This is a genomic window from Rossellomorea sp. QJM3NY_18, from assembly GCF_056173145.1.
Genome location: NZ_CM149659.1, coordinates 1,452,463 through 1,472,152 on the forward strand (window position 1 = coordinate 1,452,463; position 19,690 = coordinate 1,472,152).

The 19,690-nt window shown below is 43.8% G+C and carries 16 protein-coding genes; 8 read left to right on the top strand and 8 right to left on the bottom strand.

Annotated features, from left to right (window positions below):
- Positions 1-221 precede the first annotated feature (221 nt).
- From AC0VXY_RS07485 to AC0VXY_RS07495, 3 genes are read left to right on the top strand one after another with little or no spacing between them, the layout of a single operon-like run.
- The gene (locus AC0VXY_RS07485; protein ID WP_475527436.1) at positions 222-1,745 is read left to right on the top strand and encodes a phytoene desaturase family protein; all 1,524 of its coding nucleotides are present in this window, start codon (positions 222-224) and stop codon (positions 1,743-1,745) included.
- Positions 1,742-3,244, top strand: a complete 1,503-nt coding sequence (locus tag AC0VXY_RS07490) for a phytoene desaturase family protein (RefSeq protein WP_435991942.1) — start codon at positions 1,742-1,744, stop codon at positions 3,242-3,244. The genes AC0VXY_RS07485 and AC0VXY_RS07490 overlap by 4 nt, the downstream gene beginning before the upstream one ends.
- Positions 3,210-4,046, top strand: coding sequence for a phytoene/squalene synthase family protein (locus AC0VXY_RS07495; RefSeq protein WP_475527437.1), 837 nt, complete (start codon positions 3,210-3,212; stop codon positions 4,044-4,046). Before AC0VXY_RS07490 ends, AC0VXY_RS07495 begins: the two co-directional genes overlap by 35 nt.
- Positions 4,047-4,154: 108 nt before the next feature.
- Here AC0VXY_RS07495 and AC0VXY_RS07500 read toward each other — a convergent pair whose 3' ends face one another.
- The 4 genes from AC0VXY_RS07500 to AC0VXY_RS07515 form a co-directional block, all read right to left on the bottom strand.
- Entirely contained in the window at positions 4,155-5,540 is a 1,386-nt protein-coding gene (locus AC0VXY_RS07500; protein WP_475527438.1) for an ammonium transporter, read from the bottom strand.
- A gap of 58 nt (positions 5,541-5,598) precedes the next feature.
- Positions 5,599-5,940, bottom strand: a complete 342-nt coding sequence (locus AC0VXY_RS07505; protein WP_098441062.1) for a P-II family nitrogen regulator — start codon at positions 5,938-5,940, stop codon at positions 5,599-5,601.
- A gap of 291 nt (positions 5,941-6,231) precedes the next feature.
- Entirely contained in the window at positions 6,232-7,587 is a 1,356-nt protein-coding gene (locus tag AC0VXY_RS07510; RefSeq protein ID WP_475527439.1) for an MATE family efflux transporter, read from the bottom strand.
- 111 nt (positions 7,588-7,698) lie between these two features.
- Positions 7,699-9,459 carry an alpha-glycosidase gene (locus tag AC0VXY_RS07515; RefSeq protein WP_475527440.1) on the bottom strand — a complete coding sequence of 587 codons (1,761 nt, stop codon included), beginning with the start codon at positions 9,457-9,459 and terminating at the stop codon, positions 7,699-7,701.
- 292 nt (positions 9,460-9,751) lie between these two features.
- Between AC0VXY_RS07515 and AC0VXY_RS07520 the strand changes: the two genes are divergently transcribed.
- From AC0VXY_RS07520 to AC0VXY_RS07540, 5 genes are all read left to right on the top strand, one after another.
- Positions 9,752-11,029 carry an extracellular solute-binding protein gene (locus AC0VXY_RS07520; RefSeq protein ID WP_475527441.1) on the top strand — a complete coding sequence of 426 codons (1,278 nt, stop codon included), beginning with the start codon at positions 9,752-9,754 and terminating at the stop codon, positions 11,027-11,029.
- A gap of 148 nt (positions 11,030-11,177) precedes the next feature.
- Positions 11,178-12,464 carry a carbohydrate ABC transporter permease gene (locus AC0VXY_RS07525; RefSeq protein ID WP_435991930.1) on the top strand — a complete coding sequence of 429 codons (1,287 nt, stop codon included), beginning with the start codon at positions 11,178-11,180 and terminating at the stop codon, positions 12,462-12,464.
- Between the two features lies 1 nt (position 12,465).
- Positions 12,466-13,308 carry a sugar ABC transporter permease gene (locus AC0VXY_RS07530; protein WP_475527442.1) on the top strand — a complete coding sequence of 281 codons (843 nt, stop codon included), beginning with the start codon at positions 12,466-12,468 and terminating at the stop codon, positions 13,306-13,308.
- Between the two features lie 38 nt (positions 13,309-13,346).
- Entirely contained in the window at positions 13,347-14,882 is a 1,536-nt protein-coding gene (locus tag AC0VXY_RS07535; protein ID WP_435991927.1) for an alpha-amylase family glycosyl hydrolase, read from the top strand.
- A gap of 124 nt (positions 14,883-15,006) precedes the next feature.
- Positions 15,007-16,038: a LacI family DNA-binding transcriptional regulator gene (locus tag AC0VXY_RS07540; RefSeq protein WP_435991925.1), complete on the top strand. Its 1,032-nt coding sequence runs from the start codon at positions 15,007-15,009 to the stop codon at positions 16,036-16,038.
- A gap of 67 nt (positions 16,039-16,105) precedes the next feature.
- Here AC0VXY_RS07540 and AC0VXY_RS07545 read toward each other — a convergent pair whose 3' ends face one another.
- The 4 genes from AC0VXY_RS07545 to AC0VXY_RS07560 all read right to left on the bottom strand — a co-directional run bounded on the left by AC0VXY_RS07545 (position 16,106) and on the right by AC0VXY_RS07560 (position 19,651).
- Complete coding sequence (locus tag AC0VXY_RS07545) at positions 16,106-16,978, bottom strand: SDR family oxidoreductase (RefSeq protein ID WP_435991923.1); 873 nt, start codon at positions 16,976-16,978, stop codon at positions 16,106-16,108.
- A 419-nt stretch (positions 16,979-17,397) separates the two neighbouring features.
- Positions 17,398-18,750, bottom strand: coding sequence for a CoA-disulfide reductase (locus AC0VXY_RS07550; protein ID WP_475527443.1), 1,353 nt, complete (start codon positions 18,748-18,750; stop codon positions 17,398-17,400).
- Positions 18,751-18,819: 69 nt separating this feature from the next.
- On the bottom strand, positions 18,820-19,311 hold the full coding sequence (locus AC0VXY_RS07555) for a YajQ family cyclic di-GMP-binding protein (RefSeq protein WP_475527444.1): 492 nt from the start codon (positions 19,309-19,311) through the stop codon (positions 18,820-18,822).
- 208 nt (positions 19,312-19,519) lie between these two features.
- Positions 19,520-19,651 carry a DUF3941 domain-containing protein gene (locus AC0VXY_RS07560; protein ID WP_435991917.1) on the bottom strand — a complete coding sequence of 44 codons (132 nt, stop codon included), beginning with the start codon at positions 19,649-19,651 and terminating at the stop codon, positions 19,520-19,522.
- Between the last annotated feature and the right edge of the window lie 39 nt (positions 19,652-19,690).

Here is a 19,690-nt window from a genome sequence, read left to right on the forward strand (position 1 = left end):
TTTGTTCAGGGTGTGAATTTTGTTGCTAACTAGCAACAAATTGATGGAAAAGAGATCCGATTGCGGTTTTAAAGGGTTTATGGAGTGTAGGACAAGTCCAATAGAGAGGAAAAAACGAATTTAGTTGGAAAATTGAAGTTTATTGTTTTTTCCTAGTGGAAAACAGTTGTATAAGTATTGTATAATAATTGTACAAATAAAATACATTGGAGGCTATAACGATGGTCGATAAGATAATCGTCATCGGTGCAGGTCCTGGGGGCCTGGCCGCGGCAATGCTTCTTGCCAGTAAGGGTTACAAAGTTGAAATCTATGAGAAGCAATCATTTGTTGGCGGGCGAAACGGTTCTGTCACGATGGAGGGCTATACATTCGATATTGGGCCGACATTTCTCAGCATGCCGGAAATAGCAGAAGAATTATTCGAGACCTCAGGAAGGAATATTCATGATTATGTTGACCTGCGGGAGCTTTCCATGATGTATGAACTCATTTTTAAAGATAAAAAAGTCAAAATGTATAAAGATCCTGAAAGGTTATCCCGGGAAATCGAACGGCATTATCCAGGGAATGCAGAAGGTTATTCGCGCTTCATGAATGATACACGTAAAAAAATGGAACGGTTGAAACCGATTTTACAGAGCCCGATGGATCGATATTATCAATATATCAGTTGGAAGGTGTTGAGGGCACTTCCTCAATTATCCTTGGGTAAATCCCTATACAGCGTGTTGAGTGATTACTTTACAGAACATGAATTGCGATTGGCGTTCACCTTTCAGTCAAAGTATTTAGGTATGTCCCCCTGGGAGTGTCCTGGCGCATTTTCCATCCTGTCTTTCATGGAGCACGAATACGGTGTCTTTCACCCGATCGGCGGGTTGAATCAACTATCGAAAGCCATGGCAAGAGTGGTGAAGGAGCATGGAGGCTCAATCCACCTCGGTCAAGGTATCAAGAAGTTGTGGATTGAAGACGGCAATGACGTAAAAGGAATCATAACAGAGGAAGGAGAAAGAATTGAAGCAGATGAAGTGATCATCAACGGGGACTTTGCCCATGTCATGACCAATCTGGTGGAAGATGGGACTTTGAAAAAATACAGCAAAGAAAAGCTGAAAAAGAAGAAATACTCCTGTTCCACTTTTATGGTTTATCTGGGGCTCGATAAACAATTTGATCTCCCCCATCACAGTATCGTGTTTGCGGAAGATTATAGACGAAATGTAGAGGAGATAACGAAGACATTTACCCTTTCTGCGGACCCTTCCATTTATATCCAAAATGCATCGGTGACTGATCCAACACTGGCTCCGCCGGGACATTCAACACTATACATCCTCGCCCCGGTCCCTAATAATGTAAGCGGGATCGATTGGACAGAAAATGAACAAATGTTCCGGAATCTGGTATTGGATGCCGTTGAGAGTAAGACAGGTTTAAAGAATATCCGGGATCATATAAAAGTGGAGAAGATCATCTCCCCCCATCACTGGGAGACAGATTTCAATATATATGAAGGTGCCACCTTCAATCTTGGTCACCAATTAACGCAAATGATGGCACTCCGCCCGCATAACAAATTTGAAGAACTTGAACATTGCTGGTTAGTAGGTGGAGGGACGCATCCGGGGAGTGGGTTGCCTACAATATTAGAATCGGCGAGGATCACGACCAATATGTTGATGAATGAAGACCCTTCGTGCTCGTTTACTAAAGAACAAACGATGGAGGAAGCTTTATGAAAACAGCAGTCGTAGGTTCAGGGATCGGTGGATTGATTTCGGCATTGTTACTCGCGAAGGATGGTCACGACGTCACGGTCTATGAGAAAGAGGAGACGATCGGCGGACGCCTTGCCTTTGTTCAGGAAGGGGATTACAAGATTGATAAGGGACCTACCATTGTCCTCCTGCCAGACATGCTTATGTCCATTCTTTTAGAAGCAGGCATAGATACAAATGAAATAGAATTTGTCCGCTGTGATCCCCTCTATGACGTTCATTTTGCAGATGGACAAACGTATACGAAATATGCCGATATCCATAAGCAATATGAAGAGATCAAGGAGAAGTTTCCAGGGGATGAAGAAGGCTTCCTTCAATTTATGAGCGATATGGATGAACGATTTGCAATTGGGAAGCCGCAATTTCTTGAAACGTCTTTTCTGAAAACGAGGGATTATCTCAATCCCCAAACACTTGGGTCATTGCTCAAGCTAAAGGCATACCGCAATGTGATGGGGAACTTAAAGCATTATTTTCATCACGAAAAGTTGCAGACGGCCTATGGATTGCAAACACTGTATATCGGTGGGAATCCCTACACGACCCCGGCGATTTACAGCCTGGTGTCCTTCAGTGAACACAAGCACGGCATCTATTATATAAAAGGGGGATATGCGGGCTTACTGGACCATGTGAAGGAAGCGTGCAACCTGCATGGGGTCACGATCAAGACTTCCTCATCCGTCTCAGAAATCGAAACGAAAGGAGGCAAAGCGACTCATATCATCCTTGGGGACCAAAGGGAGCCGGTCGATTCGGTTATCATTAATGGGGATTTCCCTACAGCATCAAAATTAGTAAGGAAGAAAGCACCTAAATCGTATAAACCTTCTTCCGGCTGTGTGCTTTTATATATGGGAGTCGATAGAAAGTATGATGAAAAGGAAATGCATCAATTTTATTTAAATGATGACTTCTCCGGGAATATGGAGGATATTTTCAAGAATAAGAGAATTCCTAAAGAACCTTCCTTTTATGTATTTAATCCTTCCAAGGTCGATTCTTCACTTGCCCCTGAAGGTAAAAGCGTCCTTTATGTTCTCATACCGGTTCCGGTGTCAGAGAAATTGGATTGGAAAGAAGTTTCAGAATTTCTTTCAGACCTTGTATTGGATACAATGGAAGAAAGGGGATTCGAAGAACTGAGAAAACGGATTACGTGGATGAAAATCAGAACGCCTGAAGAGGCAATACAAGAAGGGTTATATTCTGGGGGAAGCTTTGGAATCGCGCCAAGCTTGGGTCAATCCGGTCCCTTCAGACCCCAGGTACAACCCTTTCCGGAGAAGAACATCTTTGCTGTCGGGGCATCCATTCACCCTGGCGGAGGAGTACCGATTGTCATGCAGGGTGCGAAGCTCGTTGCCCAAGCTTTTAAAGAATATTGCAAAACAGAATCAGAAGGGAAGGATGTGTCCTTACATGAACAAGATCTTGGAAGCATACGATCATTGTGAGAATATCATAAAGGTTCATTCCAAAACATTTTACAGAGCTTTTTCCTTACTGCCGAAAGACCAAAAGAAGGCTGTATGGGCCGTGTATGCCTTTTGCCGCAAAGTAGATGATATCGTTGACGAGGGCGCAAATCCTTCGGAGGAATTGCGCCGATTCGAGATGGAATTCGAATCGTATTTAACCGGATATTATCCTCAAAATGAGCCGATGTGGATAGCATTGGATGATGTGTTTAAACGGTTTGACATGGATGTTCAAGCTTTCCGGGACATGATAAAGGGGCAAAGGATGGACCTTGGTGAAAGGGTCTACGTCAATATGGACGATGTCCTTGACTATTCCTATCACGTAGCGAGCACTGTGGGATTAATGCTCCTGCCCATCCTTGCCCCGGGGAAAGAACAGCCATTGAGGGAAGATGGAATCTATCTTGGATATGCCATGCAGCTGACCAATATATTAAGAGATATCGGTGAGGATCTTGAAAGGGGTAGATTATACATCCCTCAGGATCTACTAGTAAAATATGAATATACCGTAACAGATTTAAAAGAACACAAAATCAACGACGCCTTTCAGTCTATATGGGAAGAAATGGCCCGACTTGCAGAAGATTACTATGAAAAAGCTTTTCGTACCATGAATCTTTATCCTGTATATTCGAGAACCCCGGTAAAGGGAGCTGCCCTATTATACCGTGCGATTCTTTCCGAGATTAGAAATAGTCACTATAATGTTTTTTCCAAGAAGCACTTTGTATCAAAAGATGCAAAAGAGAAAATCATATCATCCATTTCATAAATAAGCTCGTATGGAGGCTGCACCGATGCCTTCCATATGAGCTTATTGTTGTCTGGCATCCATTTTGGAAAAAGAAAAAAGAGCCGCATAAGGCAGCTCTTACTCAGATTAGATTGTGTTCCGTTGATTCATGTCACTTACTTTTCCCGTTCCGATCGAGTTCAATCGCTCGACTAAGTCAGATCCAAAAGGGGAAGCGGAAGAAACGTTCGATTCCAATACTGTATCTTTTAACTCATAGGCATTGGAGCCATGCTCCGTAAAATCGAGCCCTGAGAGTTCTTCCTCACGGGAGACGCGAATACTTGATATTCTCGTTACGATGAATAGGAATCCGCCAACGGTGACAGACGTCCAGGCAATGACTGCCAACACCCCGAGGGCTTGAGTGGCGACCAAAGCAGCCCCTCCGCCATATAAAAGTCCGTTCTGAACGTCGAATAATCCGACAGCCACTGTACCCCATATTCCACAAATCCCATGAACGGCAATGGCTCCAACAGGATCATCGACTTTCAATTTCGAATCGATGAAGGTGACGGCCTCCACCAGAGCGATTCCTGCGATCAGACCGATCAGGAGAGAACCTGCCAGTGATACATTGGCACAGCCGGCAGTGATACCTACTAGTCCACCCAGGGCGCCATTTAATGTAAGGGATGGATCGATTCGCTTAAATCGGATCAACGTGTAAAAAGCGGATGAAAGAATGGCGGAGGAAGCTGAAAATAAGGTCGTCGTGATGACGTGTGGGACAAGGGAGGGATCAGCTGCCAGGCTGCTTCCTCCATTAAACCCGAACCAGCCGAACCAGAGGATGAACACACCGAGTGCACCAATCGGAATATTATGGCCCGGGATGACGTTCACTTTTCCTTTGCTGTATTTCCCAACGCGGGATCCAAGGAACAGGACCGTGATGAAGGCGCCTACTGCACCTGTCAAATGGACGACAGTAGATCCGGCGAAATCGACGAAGCCCAGTTCAGAAAGCCAGCCTCCGCCCCAAACCCAATGCCCGACGATCGGATAGATGATTCCTGTCATGGCGATGGTCAAAAGGATATAGCTTTTGAGTTTCATGCGTTCAGCTACAGCACCGGAAATGATCGTGGCACAAGTAGCGGCAAATACGGATTGAAATAAGAAGAAACCGATGTCTTCCCGTCCTGATAGGAAGAAGCTGTCCGTGCCGATGACGCCGCCAGATGACCCTCCGAACATGAACCCGAACCCTGCGATGAAATAAAGAACAGAGGCAATGGCTATAGTTAAGAAGTTTTTCATGAGGATGTTAAGAGAGTTCTTGGCACGGGTGAATCCGGTCTCGACCATGGCGAATCCGGCGTGCATGAAGAATACAAGGACTGCAGCAATCATGACCCACATGGAGTCGACGGATGCTTGAACAGACTCTGCGGTAGGGGCAGCTGCGAAAGCGGTAGTGCTCACGGAAAGCGACAGGAACAGAAGCAATGTAATTTTTTTTATCAATGGAATCCCTCCAATATTGGTTTGGTAAAGCGGCTTAGTGGTTGAGTAAAGAGGTGATTTACAAAACGGCTTTTTTTCCTCGTTCGCCTGTACGGATGCGGATGACATCTTCGACGGGATAGATGAAAATCTTCCCGTCGCCCACGGTGTCCGTACTGCAATGTTCAACGATGAGATCAATGATGTCTTCCACCTGCCCATCGTCGATGATCATTTCCACCTTTACGCGGGGAACTAACTGCAGTTCAAATTTATTCCCCCTGAAGATCCCCTGCTTCCCTTTTTGTTTTCCACACCCAGCTGCCTCTGATACGGTCAGGCCGCTGAATCCACGGAGACATAATGCTTCTCGCAGGGATAGAAATGCTTCTGCACGAATAATGGCTTCCACTTTTTTCATTGTGATTTCCTCCTTTTGTAAATGTGGTTTAATAAATCGAATTTACATGTTAAGTTTTATGACATCAATAAGTTATATCATTTATCATATTCAGAAAATAACAAAAGTTCAAGTGTTAATTTGTTATGAAAACGTTTTTATGTAAAAAAACATAACATTTATGAATGAGGGCGTTTTCATTTGGAGAAAAAAAGAGTCAGCCCGATTGAGAGCTGACTCTTTATTGAAAATGAAAGGGTAGGGGTAGGTCTGTTTCAAAATTCACATACATCTTAAGGAAGGTCCGTCCCTCTAAACGGCGTTTTTTTCATTTTGGACAAATCGTTTATGGATCCATACTTTGGATCGCCAGCGTTTGAGCATGATGATGCCCCGCAGCCATTCATCGGCAATGAAGGAGATCCAGATTCCGATAAGTCCGAGGCCGAACCAGATTCCGAGAATGTAGGAAAGCGTGACGCTTACTCCCCACATAGATAATATCCCCATGTAGACCGGGAAGCGTACGTCACCTGTTGCTCTTAGTGCGTTAATGACAACTAAATTAAAGCTTCTGCCCGGTTCAAGAATGATGGTCAGGTAGATCAGTGTTTTACCAAGGGAAATGATTTCTTCGTTGCTCGTAAAGATGCGGAGGAGAGGTTCTGCTGCAACGGAAAAAATTCCTGCCATGATGAGCGAGATGATGATCGCGATCTTTAAGCTTTTCAGGCATCGTTCGTAAGCACTGTCAAAATCCCTGGCGCCAATCATGTGACCGATGATGATTTGTGTTCCCTGGCTGATGGCGATACTGAATAAGAAAATGAACATCATCAGGTTTTGGGCATATACCTTCGTCGTAAGAGCGTTGGTCCCTATACTCGCAATGAAGTAGGTAATGACCATTTGAGACCCGTTATAGGAAAGATGCTCTCCTGCAGAGGGGATTCCGATCCGTAATAAATTTTTAACGTGAGAGACGGGGAGCTTGAATAGTCTTCTTAATGGAAGAGCATTGGGTATCCGCTTCCTTATCACGATGATACTCACGATGAATCCAATAAGTCTCGAGGTGATGGTGGAAATCGCCACACCCTCTACGCCTAATACAGGGACACCGAACGGTCCGAAAATAAATAAGTAGTTTCCGATCACATTGACAATATTCATGCCGATTGTGATATACATGGCGTCTTTTGTAAAGCCGTAGCTCCTCATGATTGCTCCCGCAGTCATGATCAAGGCCTGGATGAATGCAAAGCCTCCTACAATTTTCAAATAGGAAGAAGCTTCATTCATAAGTGAACGTGGGAGATCCATCGATAATAAGATTGGCTTACTGAAAAATACAAGGGCGATACTCAATAAGAGTCCAAATAGTAGATTGACAGCAATGGAAACGATCGATACTTCCCCTGCCGTGCGATTCTCATCCGCCCCCAGATGCTGGGCCACGAGGATGGCTGTACCCGTCGCGACAAATCCAAACATCACAATGATAAGAGAAAGGATCTGATTGGATACCCCGACAGCTGCTACTGAGTCATCCGAGTACTGACTCAGCATTAACGTATCGGCATTTCCCATCAGCATGTGAAGAAAGATTTCAATGAAAATCGGCCAGGTTAAGGCAAAGAGGGTCATGTTTTTTTGGTTATTGCTCATAGATTTTCTCCTTTTGCTTGCCGGGGAAATACCTCGGCATTCGTTACAAATGAAATAGATAAGGGGACTAACCGTTTTGGTATAGTCCCGCTTTTTAGAAAGTAAACATCATTAAAATTTCAGGATGGCAAATCCATACCCATCGAGTGCCACATCGATGGACTCTGCTTCTGCGGCAAAATCTTCCCCGTTCCACAGGTTGGTGATTTTCTTTCCTTTTAACTCAAAAGGAAGGGAGTAGGTGGTCGATTCTTCCCCGCAGTTTAATAGAACAAAAATTGTTTCCTCTCCGTTAGACTTGGTGAATGAAAGGCAATGCTCATGAAGATCACCGGGTAAAAATGTCAGATTTCCTTCGTTGCTTAACAGTGGGTATTTCTTGCGAAGGGCTATATGTTTCTGTATATGCCCGAAGAGCTCCTCGTTATGATGCTCCTGTTCCCATGGGAAGCATTTACGGCATCCTGGATCCTGTTCACCTGTCAGACCGATTTCATCACCATAATAAATACAAGGTGTTCCGGTAAAGGTGAGCATGAACGTGTAGATTTGTTTAGCACGTCGGATATCTTCACAGCACTCTGTTAATACACGTGGTGTATCGTGACTCCCGACAAGGTTGAAGTTCACTTCGTTAACATTTTTAGGGTACATATGCACGACAGACGTCATGTTTTCTGCGAATTGAGAAGCAGAAATGGTTTGGTGGGCGAACAGATTCAATAGATTTGTCGAAAAAGGATAGTTCATGACAGCATCGAATTGATCTCCCCGCAGCCAAGGCATGGAATCGTGCCAAATTTCCCCTAAGATATATAAATCCGGTTTTATACCCTTTACTTCTTTTCGGAATTCACGCCAGAAGTGGTGATCGACTTCATTAGCGACATCGAGACGCCATCCATCGATATCGAATTCCTTTATCCAGTAGCGGCCAACTTCCAATAGATAATGGCGAACCTCTTCATTTTCAGTATTTAACTTCGGCATGGAAGGTTCGAATGCAAAGGTATCATAATTAGGGGGCTTCCTTTCTATATCCAATGGGAATTCATTTACATGAAACCACTCTTTATAAGGAGAGTCTTCGCCGTTTTCAAGTACATCCTGAAACTGGTCAAAGTAGAAGCCGCTATGATTAAAGACGGCATCCAGCATGACTTTGATATCATTCTCGTGACAGACCTCAATTAATTCCTTCAATGTTTCTTTCGTCCCGAACTGGGGATCGATTTCGAAATAATCAATCGTGTCGTATTTATGATTGGAATGAGCTTTAAAGATCGGGGTAAAGTAAATCCCGGAGATTCCAAGTGTTTTTAAATAAGGAATGTTCTGGATCACGCCTTCTAAGTCCCCTCCGAAAAAATTGGTCGGAGTGGGCTCTGTGCTATTCCAATCCAGAGTCCCTTCTGGATCATTCTCCGCATTCCCATTTGCAAATCGCTCAGGGAAGATTTGATACCAAACTGTATCCTTCACCCATTCAGGTGCTTGAAAAACATCGATGGAATTCAGGAACGGGAAGCAGAAATAATCACCTATATCAGAAGAAGGGACTTCGTTAAATCCTTTTTCTCCATAAAAGACTTCTTCCGTATCGTCATCGAGGAGAAAACCATAGCGAAGCCGTCTGAAAGGAGGGGAGATGGAAGCGAACCAATAATCAAACAACTGATCCGTTCCTGTTAAAACCATTTCCTTACGATTATATAGCCATTTTCCGTTTTCCCATTGATAAGGATCTCCGTGCAGAAGCGAGACGGTTTCAACATCATTCTTCTTCGTACGAATCCGTATGTGTAGTTCGTTATTTGTGCAAGCGTATGCATAATTATCTTTCGGTCTATGATAGATGGCTTCCAGTAGCATCGTATATCCTCCTCTTATTCATTCCATTAAAGAGTATTCCAAACCAACAATGTTGTCAATGATAGGCAACTAAACCAGTAAAGCGTTTTCTTTTCTTACAAGTAAAAAGCAAAAATTTTCAAAATAAGTATTGTCAACGGAGATTTAGTTTGTATAATAAGAAGTAGGTTGTGCAATCGTTTTCACAAAAGAATGCAAGCGATATCTTTAGAGAAAAAGTCATAGTATGTGCAAGCGTTTGTTCAATCTAAAACATGAATTAATAGTTTCACCATACTTAGGAGGGGTCGAAATGAAGAAAGCGTTATCATTGCTTATGGTAATCATGCTTGTACTAGGGGCGCTCGCTGCTTGTGGTCCAAACCGTGAGGAAGGATCAAAAAGTGACAGCGGAGAGAAAAAAGCTGACGATGCGAACAAACCAGAAAAGCTGGTAGTCTGGGAAGATAAAGATAAATCCGGTTGGCTGGATGAAGTAGGTGCCAAGTTTGAAGAAGAGACAGGCATCAAGGTTGAAGTGAAAGAAGTCGAAATGGCTTCTAAAATGAAGGAACAATTACGTTTAGACGGTCCTGCGGGAACTGGCCCGGACGTTTTGACATTACCACATGACCAAATCGGTGAGCTCGCTCTTGCAGGGCATATCGCTCCTTTAGAAGTCGACGGGGACATTGAAAAGCGTTTCACTGAATCTTCCATGACGGCTGAGAGCTATGATGGTAAATTATATGGTCTTCCAAAATCTTCAGAAACGCCTGTTTTTATTTACAACAAAGCGTTGATGGAAGAAGCACCAAAAACAATGGATGAAGTATACACTTTCTCTAAGGATTTCACGAAAGATGGAAACTACGGTTTCTTAGCTTTATGGGATAACTTCTATTTCGCACATGCACCGATGGGTGGATTTGGCGGATATGTATTTGCGGAAAAAGATGGAGCATTAGACGCGAAAGATCTTGGCTTAAACAATGATGGTGCTGTAGAGGGTACTGAATATATCCAAAAATGGTACAAAGAAGGACTATTCCCTAAAGGGATCATCGGGGAAAACGGAGGATCTGCACTTGACGGTCTTTTCGGAGAAGGGAAAGTGGCTTCTGTCATGAACGGACCTTGGTCTTTCCAGGGATATAAAGATGCCGGCATTGATATTGGAATCTCTGCTATGCCAAAGCTTCCAAACGGTGAGCCGATGAAAACATTCATGGGTGTAAAAGGATGGCATGTGTCAGGCTACTCTGAAAATAAAGAGTGGGCTCAAAAATTCATCGAGTTCATCACTCAAGATGAGTATGCGAAATTACGTTTCGAACAAACACAGGAAGTTCCAACAAACCAAGGTCTGATCGACGATCCTGCGATCGCTGACAATCCTGGTGCAAAAGCGGTTGCTGAGCAATCTCAATATGCGGTTCCAATGCCGAACATTCCTGAAATGGGAGAAGTATGGGATCCTATGGCTGATTCCCTTCAAACGGTTGTAACAGGCAAGCAGGAACCAAAAGCGGCACTTGATGCAGCAGTGAAACAAATTGAAGAAAAAATTGAAGCAGGTCATTCCAACTAATCACTAACATAGCGGTACCTACTCACCTTGAGAGGTACTGCTATCCTTTTAAAGACCATTCAAGGGCTTTTTAAGGAAATAAAGCTTTCTTTTCTTAAAAAGCTCTTGAAGCTTATCAAAACTGTGAACGTAGAAAGGGGAATATAGGATGAAGCAACAATCCTATCAAACAAATCATAGAAAAACAGCGCTGGCCCTTTCCCTAATCCCTGGTTTAGGTCAGATGTATCATAGACAGTTTCTAAAAGGCGGATTCTTCCTGATCATGACTGCCGCCTTTATTCTTGTCTTTAGAGACTTGATCGGCTACGGATTATGGGGGATTACGACCCTTGGGACAGACGTCTCATACGGAGATCATTCCATTTTCTTAATGGTATACGGTATTTTAGCAATCATTGTATCTATTTTTGGAATCGGTTTTTATCTGTTTAATCTCCGGGATGCGTATAAGAATGGGGAAAAGCGGGACAGGGGAGAGAAGCTTAGCACAATCCGCGAGCAGTACAAAAATCTGATCGATAATGGATTTCCATATCTCATTATGTCTCCAGGGTTCTTACTACTTGTATTCGTCGTCATTTTCCCTATCATCTTTGTCGTTTTACTGGCGTTTACAAACTACGATTTGTATCACTCACCACCGGCTAAACTGGTCGACTGGGTAGGGATTCAAAACTTTGTTGATATCTTCAAGATTGATATATGGAGAGAAACGTTCATCACCGTACTTGCCTGGACACTCGTTTGGACGTTCGGCGCGACAACGCTTCAAGTGGCACTTGGAGTATTCCTTGCCATCCTTGTGAATCAAAAGGATTTAAAAGGGAAAGCCATCATCCGTACAGTATTCATACTGCCATGGGCAATCCCGGCTTTCGTATCGGTCCTCGTTTTCGCCGGAATGTTCAATGAATCATTCGGAACGATCAACCGGGATATCCTGGGGTTCTTCGGTATTGAAGGATTACCTTGGATGACCGAACCGATGTATACTCGAATTGCCTTGATTGGAATCCAGGCATGGCTCGGCTTCCCGTTCATCTTTGCCATGACAACGGGAGTGCTTCAATCCATTCCCGATGAACTTTACGAGGCAGCAACAGTCGATGGGGCATCGGCATTCCAGAAATTCAAGAATATCACGCTGCCACTTGTCCTTTTTGCAACGGCGCCGATCATCATTACACAATATACGTTTAACTTTAATAACTTTAACGTCATTTACTTATTTAACGGCGGTGGACCGGCCTTAACCGGACAAAATGCAGGTGGGACGGATATCCTGATCTCCTGGATCTACAGTCTGACGATGACATCCGCACAGTATTCGAAAGCTGCTGCCATCACATTATTATTATCCATCATCGTGATCACTGTAGCGATTTGGCAGTTCAAGAGAACGAAATCATTCCAAGAAGAGGATATGATGTAATATGAATATGAAGAGACAGAAACTCATACGTTTGACACTTTCATACGCCGCTATCGGAATCATGTTTGCCATCATTCTTTACCCGGTTGCATGGATCATCGGATCATCATTCAACCCGGGTCAAAGTTTATCCGGTTCATCCATCATTCCTAAAAATGCCACACTGTTACATTATAAGGAACTTTTTGATCTCGAGAAAAGCAATTATATGCTTTGGTACTGGAATTCATTGAAGGTCAGTTTATCCACCATGGCCCTTACGGTGTTACTGGTCAGTTTAACGGCTTATTCATTCTCCCGTTACAGATTCGCAGGACGTAAGAATGGGCTGATGACGTTTTTGATCCTGCAAATGATTCCGAACTTTGCAGCACTGATTGCGATTTTCGTATTGGCACTACTAACGAAATTATTAGATACTCACATTGGATTGATCCTTGTGTATGTAGGAGGACAGATTCCAATGAACACGTGGTTGATGAAAGGGTATTTGGATACAATCCCGAAAGAGCTTGATGAATCAGCCAAGATGGACGGAGCGGGACATCTACGGATCTTCTTCCAGATCGTCATGCCTCTTGCGAAACCAATCATTGCGGTTGTGGCACTGTTTTCATTCATTGCCCCATTCGCAGACTTTATCATTGCAAGTATCCTGTTACGTTCAGAAAAGATGTATACATTACCGGTTGCCCTTTATGATATGGTGGCCAAACAATTCGGGGCGGAGTTTACAACATTTGCTGCCGGATCTGTACTCATAGCCGTACCGATTGCCCTATTATTCCTGTTCTTCCAGAAATACTTCGTTTCAGGATTGACGGCAGGGGGTACAAAAGGATAATCTTATAGGCGTTACTAACATTTATAGGAGGAGCGGAGATGAAAAGAAGAGTATTATCTCTCATTTTAGTCCCGTTTCTTCTTTTTTACGCCCTTCCGGTAGGTGCAGTTGAAAAAGAAGAACGAAAATGGCAGGATGAGACCATTTATTTTCTGATGGTCGATCGCTTTAATGATGGGGATACAAGCAATGATAAAGATGTTAACACGAAGGATCCGAAAGCCTATCAGGGCGGTGATTTCCAAGGAATCATCGATAAACTGGATTACATCAAGGATATGGGATTCACTGCCATATGGCTGACCCCGGTCTTTGATAATCAACCGATGGGTTATCACGGCTATTGGATTACAGACTTCTACAAAACCGAAGAACATTTCGGCTCGATGAAGACATTCAAGAAGCTTGTGGAAGAAGCCCATAAACGGGATATGAAAGTGATGCTGGACTTTGTTGTGAACCATGTCGGACCGGAGCACCCTTTTGTGAATGACCCTGAAAAAGAGGACTGGTTCCATGAAAAACAGCCGATGAACTTCAATAATGAAGAAAGTCTTCAGAATGCCTGGTTATATGATCTTCCCGATTTAAATACAGAAAATCCCGAAGTGAAAAACTACTTATTCGATGCGGCAAAATGGTGGATCAAAGAAACCGATATCGATGGATATCGTCTCGACACTGTACGTCATGTGCCTCAAGAGTTCTGGAATGAGTTCAGCGATGAGGTGAAGTCGGTGAAAGAAGACTTCTACCTGTTAGGTGAAGTGAACGACCGGGATCCGGAAAAAATCGCAGCGTACAATGGGACAGGGATCGATGGATTCGTCAATGTCCCCCAAGCAGAAGAAATGCGTTCCGTCTTCCAAAAGCCCGACACATCCATGGATCGATTATTCAACTTTTGGAAATACAATAAAACCTTTTATGAGAATCCATATGTAATGGGAACGTTCATAGATAATCATGATATGGAACGATTTACGAGAATGATTGTTCAAGAAAAACTTTTCCCTGGAACGAGATGGAAGCTAGCCCTCACTTATATGTATACAACCCCGGGAATCCCGATCGTTTATTACGGATCTGAAATAGCGATGGACGGGGGGAATGACCCTGACAACCGCCGCTTTATGAATTTCAGGGCTGATAAGGAGCTGATTGATTATATCACCCGGTTAGGTGAAATTCGTCAAGAATATCCCGCACTGACGAGAGGGGATATCAAACCGATTTACAATAAAGATGGGATGGGAATCTTTAAGCGTACGTACAAAGATCAGACGATCGTCATAGCGATCAATAATACGAGTGAAACACAAAATGTTCAATTAACAAAAGAAGAATTAGGGGATAATCATGAATTAAAAGGGTTAATCAGTGATGACCTGGTTCGCAGCGATAAGGATGGAAATTATCATCTTGTTCTTGATCGTGAAGAGTCAGAGATCTATATGCTGAAAAACAAGAGTGGCCTGAATTATCCTTACCTGTTCGCCTTGGGAACCATGTACTTCCTATTCTTCCTCTTCCTGTATCTTGTAAGGAAACGTGGAAAAGCGAAGAACAAGTAATAAGAGCAGGGCCCAAAAGATGAGCCCTGCTGCCATTTTAAGCAGAATGAATTGGAAGCGTTTTAATTTTATGAATGAGCAGCCCGCCTAAGGGTCCGCTTTTAAAAAAAGGGGGGTGGAATATATGGCCGTTACCATAAAGGATGTTGCGAAGCTTGCAAACGTTGCACCATCTACGGTATCACGTGTGATCGCAAACAATCCAAGAATAAGTGAAAAAACTAAACAAAAAGTACGGGAAGCGATGGAGCATCTTGGATACCATCCCAACTTCATTGCAAGGAGCCTGGCAAATCAGTCAACTCAAGTGATAGGGCTGGTATTACCGGGTTCAGCAAGTGCCTTTTCACAAAATCCATTCTTTCCGACTGTCTTAAGAGGGTTAAGTGAAGGAGCCCAGGAAAAACAGTATGCCCTTCAAATGTCCACCGGCCAATCGGAAGAGGAAATCTACGAAGGTGTCGTTCAGATGGTCCAGGGTGGACGGGTGGATGGAATCATCCTGTTATATTCAAAGGTAGAAGATAAAGTGATGAACTACTTAAAGAATCGTGATTTCCCCTTTGTCGTCGTCGGTAAGCCATATAAGTATTGTGAAGAAATCACACATGTGGATAATGATAACTACCGTGCAACGAAAGAAGTGACGGATTATCTCCTCGAACTTAAGCATGAATGCATCGGCTTCATCGGGGGAGACCTGAATCTTGTTGTGACGGTCGAGCGTTTATTAGGATACGAAAAGTCCCTCCGTGATGCGGGGATCGATATGAAGGACGAATATATCATACATGAGGAATTCCTACGGGAAGGGGGACGGGAAGCCATTAAAGAGCTCATGCAGCTGGAAGCCCCCCCGACTGCCCTGGTCGTAGCCGATGATTTGATGGCTCTTGGAGTCTTGAACACATTGGATGAGATGGGCATTCGCGTCCCGGAAGACATATCCATTGTCAGCTTCAATAATGTACTTCTTGCCGAAATGTCCAGACCACCGCTTACATCAGTGGATATCAATATTTATAATCTCGGGAATGAGGCTGCGAAAAGCCTGATTCAAAAAATTGAGAACCCGAAAGAACCGATCAAGAGGATCATTGTTCCACATCATCTTGTGACCCGGTGTACCTGCGCTGAACGTAAAGTGAAGTCATAATAAAAAGCGACTGAAGTGTGGACTCCCTCCAAAAGAGGAGAGTCATAAACTTCAGTCGCTTTTTATCTTATCCGTTGATGACGGTACCGCCATTCACATGAATCATCTGTCCTGACACATAGCTTGAATCATCACTTGCAAGATACACATAGGCAGGTGCTAATTCAAATGGTTGTCCAGCCCGTCCAAGGGGTGTGTTCGCTCCGAATTCCGACACTTTTTGTGAACTGAAAGTGGAGGGTATCAACGGAGTCCAAATCGGTCCTGGCGCGACCCCGTTTACTCTGATGCCATCTGCGGCAATGTTTTCAGCCAGCGAACGGGTGAAGCTGACAATGGCCCCCTTGGTAGAAGAATAATCGATCAGATCCTTGTTTCCTTTATATGCTGTGATCGAAGCCGTATTGATGATTGAGGCTCCCTTCTTAAGGTGGGGGAGGGCAGCCCTCGTCAAATAGAACATGGAGAAGATATTCGTTTTGAATGTACGCTCCAACTGTTCATCGCTAATATCCGCAAGCCCTGCCTGTGGGTGCTGTTCGGCAGCATTGTTCACGAGGATATCAAGTTTCCCGAACTCGGATATCGTCTTATTCACGATATCTTTGCAAAAAGTCGAACTTCCGACATCACCTGGTAGCAGGATGCATCTGACTCCTTCTGCTTCTACCAGTTCCTTCGTCTTGTTCGCATCCTCATGCTCATCCAAATAAGAAATCGCTACATGAGCGCCTTCCCTTGCGAAGTACCAGGCAACCGACCGTCCGATCCCGCTGTCGCCTCCTGTGATAAGTGCGATCTTTCCATCCAACTTGCCACTGCCTTTATAGTTTTGATCCGTATGAATGGGTTGAGGGTTCATTTCATCCACCGTACCAGGCTGATGATCCTGGTGCTGAGGTGGGAAAGTCTGTTTCTGGTTTTGTTGTTGTTGAGACAATGCAAACACTCCTTTAGGGGTTTAGGTTATCTTAAGATAGTGTTTACCCGGAAAAAATAATTATTAACGTGTTTTTTAGAGGATGGTGAGAAGAGCCTGGGGGAATTCGGTCGAATGTGAGGAAGATTTAGCTGGGCTTATGGGGGATTGGACGAAATTGAAGGGAGATTTTGCCGGTCTTAATCGAAAATCCGGCCGATATTGACGAGAATCCAGCCGATCCAATGAAAAATCCGGCCGATTTCACAGGAAAATCAGCCGAAATGACCTAGAATCCAGCCGATTTGAAACATAATCCAGCCAATTAACAAATTTATCCACCTCAAGATAAGAGACTCAGTACGATTCACATCATCATTAAGCAAATAAAACCACCCCACATAAAAAGCAGGCCCCTCCAATGAGAAGCCTGCCTGTAATCATTTCTTTTTCATTAACCCTGCAGCTTTATATCCAATCATATTCAACAATCCCTTAGGTGAAGAGAAAGGAGGGGCGTAGCAGGTCTCGATTTCCTGAAGGTCGGTGACCGAGAGTCTACCGTAGATGGCAGTGGCCAGGATATCGATTTGTTTATCGACACCTTCACCGCCTACCACATTTCCACCGAAGATCTTACCGGTCTCAGGGCAGAAGTGGACACGGACATACACATCATGAGCCCCGGGATAGTAGCCGGCGTGGGACTTTCCTTCGTGCACGGCCGTTTGATAAATGTAGCCTTTTTCAATTAATTCTTTATCCCCCAGTCCGGTTGAAGCGATGGAAAGATCGAATACTTTGGCAATCGCAGTTCCGAGCATGCCCTTGAAAGGGACAGGGTTCCCGGATAAGTGCTTAGCGATTATGTAGGCTTGCCGGTGAGCCGGCCACGCAAGGGGCACTTGTTTCGGCGTATCGTCAACGAAGTCAATGGATTCGACGACATCCCCGACTGCATAAATGGAGTCATCGTCCGTTTGCATGAACTCATTACTGACGACCCCTCCTGATTCCCCGATCGATAAACCTGCTTCCTTTGCCAGTTGGTTCCGGGGTTTCACTCCGACTGATAGAAGGATGAAGTCGGAATGTAGGGTTTCACCGCTGTCGAGTTTTAACATATTTTCCGGCAGGACCTCTTTCAGACCATCACTCGTATATAGCTTTACCCCTTTTTCCATGATATGATTCTGCAATCCTGTAGCTGTCTCATCATCAATGATACTGATGACGTGTTCAGACCTTTCGACGATATTCACCTTCATTCCAAGATGGGTGAAGTTTTCAGCCATTTCGACCCCAATGAAACCACCGCCGATGATGGTGCATGAGTCAGGTTTTGATGTTTCTATGAACTGCTTGATCCAGTCCATGTCCTCGACGGTTCTGAGATGGAACGCCGGGATTTGGTCGAGCCCGGGAATGTCCGGGATAAAAGGGGATGCACCGGTTGCGAGCACGAGATAGTCATATGTTTCATCGTAATCTTCATTGCGGTCATGATCCCTTATGAGTAAAGATTTCTTCTCACGATCGATTTTTAACGCTTCATGATGCATTCTGACGTCAATATTCTTTTTTGTATGTAATTGTTCAGGAGTGGCGGCAAAAAGACTTTCCCTGTCTTTGATTACATCGCCTAAGTAATAGGGCATGCCGCAGGCTCCGTAAGATAAGTAAGAGGTTTTCTCGAACAGGATGATCTCGATTTCACTGTCGAGCTTCCTGATTTGAGAGGCTGTTGTCGCTCCTCCGCCGACGGCCCCGATAATGATGACTTTTTTCTTCATGTTTTTCCTCCTAAATGAAAGAAGTCTAATGGAATTATTGTACCCATTAGACTTCTTAGAAAAACCGTATTAACGGAAGTTTGCGTATTGTACATCAATGGAAAGATCAGCTTCACGAATAGCTGCAATGATTTTTTGGAGATCATCCTTGCTTTTACCGGTAACGCGGACTTGATCATCTTGAACTTGACTCTTCACCTTCACGCCGGAGTTCTTGATGATGGTGTTGATTTTCTTTGCATTCTCTTTATCGATTCCCTGTACAAGTTTTGCACGCTGACGGACAGTGCCGCCTGATGCACCTTCAAGTTTACTGTAATCAAGGTTTTTAACCGGGACGTTTCGCTTGATCAGTTTACTTAGAAGAACGTCCTTCAACTGATTCATTTTAAATTCATCATCGGAGACGAGGACGATTTCCTCACCATCTAATTTAATGTCGCTCTTGCTGCCTTTGAAGTCATAACGGGTTTGAACCTCTTTCAACGCGATTTGAATCGCATTGCTCACTTCTGACATATCTACTTTGGATACGATGTCAAACGAACTTTCCTTGGCCATATGTAACCCCTCCATACTTTTTTCTCTTTTCATTATAGACAAGCAGTGATGGGACATACAACTTCTTTGGTTGAAATGATGAAGGTTTTTTAGAAAAGATAGTGAAGTAAGTCGATCATATAATGACGAATCAATCAATCCCATCGCATAACAAACGCAAAAGACACCCCTTCATGAAAGAACAGGTGTCTTCTGGCCGGTCCATCTCTTACAGATGATCCGTTTTTTTGGAGTATTGATTTTTACCGGCTTTCCGGTTTGTGTCTTTGATTTTATTCTTTTCCTGGCGCAGGGCATTGTTGTCCTTCGCCTTTTTTTCATTATCAGATGTATGTGGCATGGTGATTCTCCCTTCCGTATTGGATCTCGTTATTAGTAT

Coding starts and splice junctions, on each gene's coding strand:
- AC0VXY_RS07485 (WP_475527436.1), top strand. CDS start 222: ATGGTCGATAAGATAATCGTCATCGGTGCAGGTCCTGGGGGCCTGGCC.
- AC0VXY_RS07490 (WP_435991942.1), top strand. CDS start 1,742: ATGAAAACAGCAGTCGTAGGTTCAGGGATCGGTGGATTGATTTCGGCA.
- AC0VXY_RS07495 (WP_475527437.1), top strand. CDS start 3,210: ATGAACAAGATCTTGGAAGCATACGATCATTGTGAGAATATCATAAAG.
- AC0VXY_RS07505 (WP_098441062.1), bottom strand. CDS start 5,940: ATGAAAAAAGTGGAAGCCATTATTCGTGCAGAAGCATTTCTATCCCTG.
- AC0VXY_RS07510 (WP_475527439.1), bottom strand. CDS start 7,587: ATGAGCAATAACCAAAAAAACATGACCCTCTTTGCCTTAACCTGGCCG.
- AC0VXY_RS07515 (WP_475527440.1), bottom strand. CDS start 9,459: ATGCTACTGGAAGCCATCTATCATAGACCGAAAGATAATTATGCATAC.
- AC0VXY_RS07520 (WP_475527441.1), top strand. CDS start 9,752: ATGAAGAAAGCGTTATCATTGCTTATGGTAATCATGCTTGTACTAGGG.
- AC0VXY_RS07525 (WP_435991930.1), top strand. CDS start 11,178: ATGAAGCAACAATCCTATCAAACAAATCATAGAAAAACAGCGCTGGCC.
- AC0VXY_RS07530 (WP_475527442.1), top strand. CDS start 12,466: ATGAATATGAAGAGACAGAAACTCATACGTTTGACACTTTCATACGCC.
- AC0VXY_RS07535 (WP_435991927.1), top strand. CDS start 13,347: ATGAAAAGAAGAGTATTATCTCTCATTTTAGTCCCGTTTCTTCTTTTT.
- AC0VXY_RS07540 (WP_435991925.1), top strand. CDS start 15,007: ATGGCCGTTACCATAAAGGATGTTGCGAAGCTTGCAAACGTTGCACCA.
- AC0VXY_RS07550 (WP_475527443.1), bottom strand. CDS start 18,750: ATGAAGAAAAAAGTCATCATTATCGGGGCCGTCGGCGGAGGAGCGACA.
- AC0VXY_RS07555 (WP_475527444.1), bottom strand. CDS start 19,311: ATGGCCAAGGAAAGTTCGTTTGACATCGTATCCAAAGTAGATATGTCA.
- AC0VXY_RS07560 (WP_435991917.1), bottom strand. CDS start 19,651: ATGCCACATACATCTGATAATGAAAAAAAGGCGAAGGACAACAATGCC.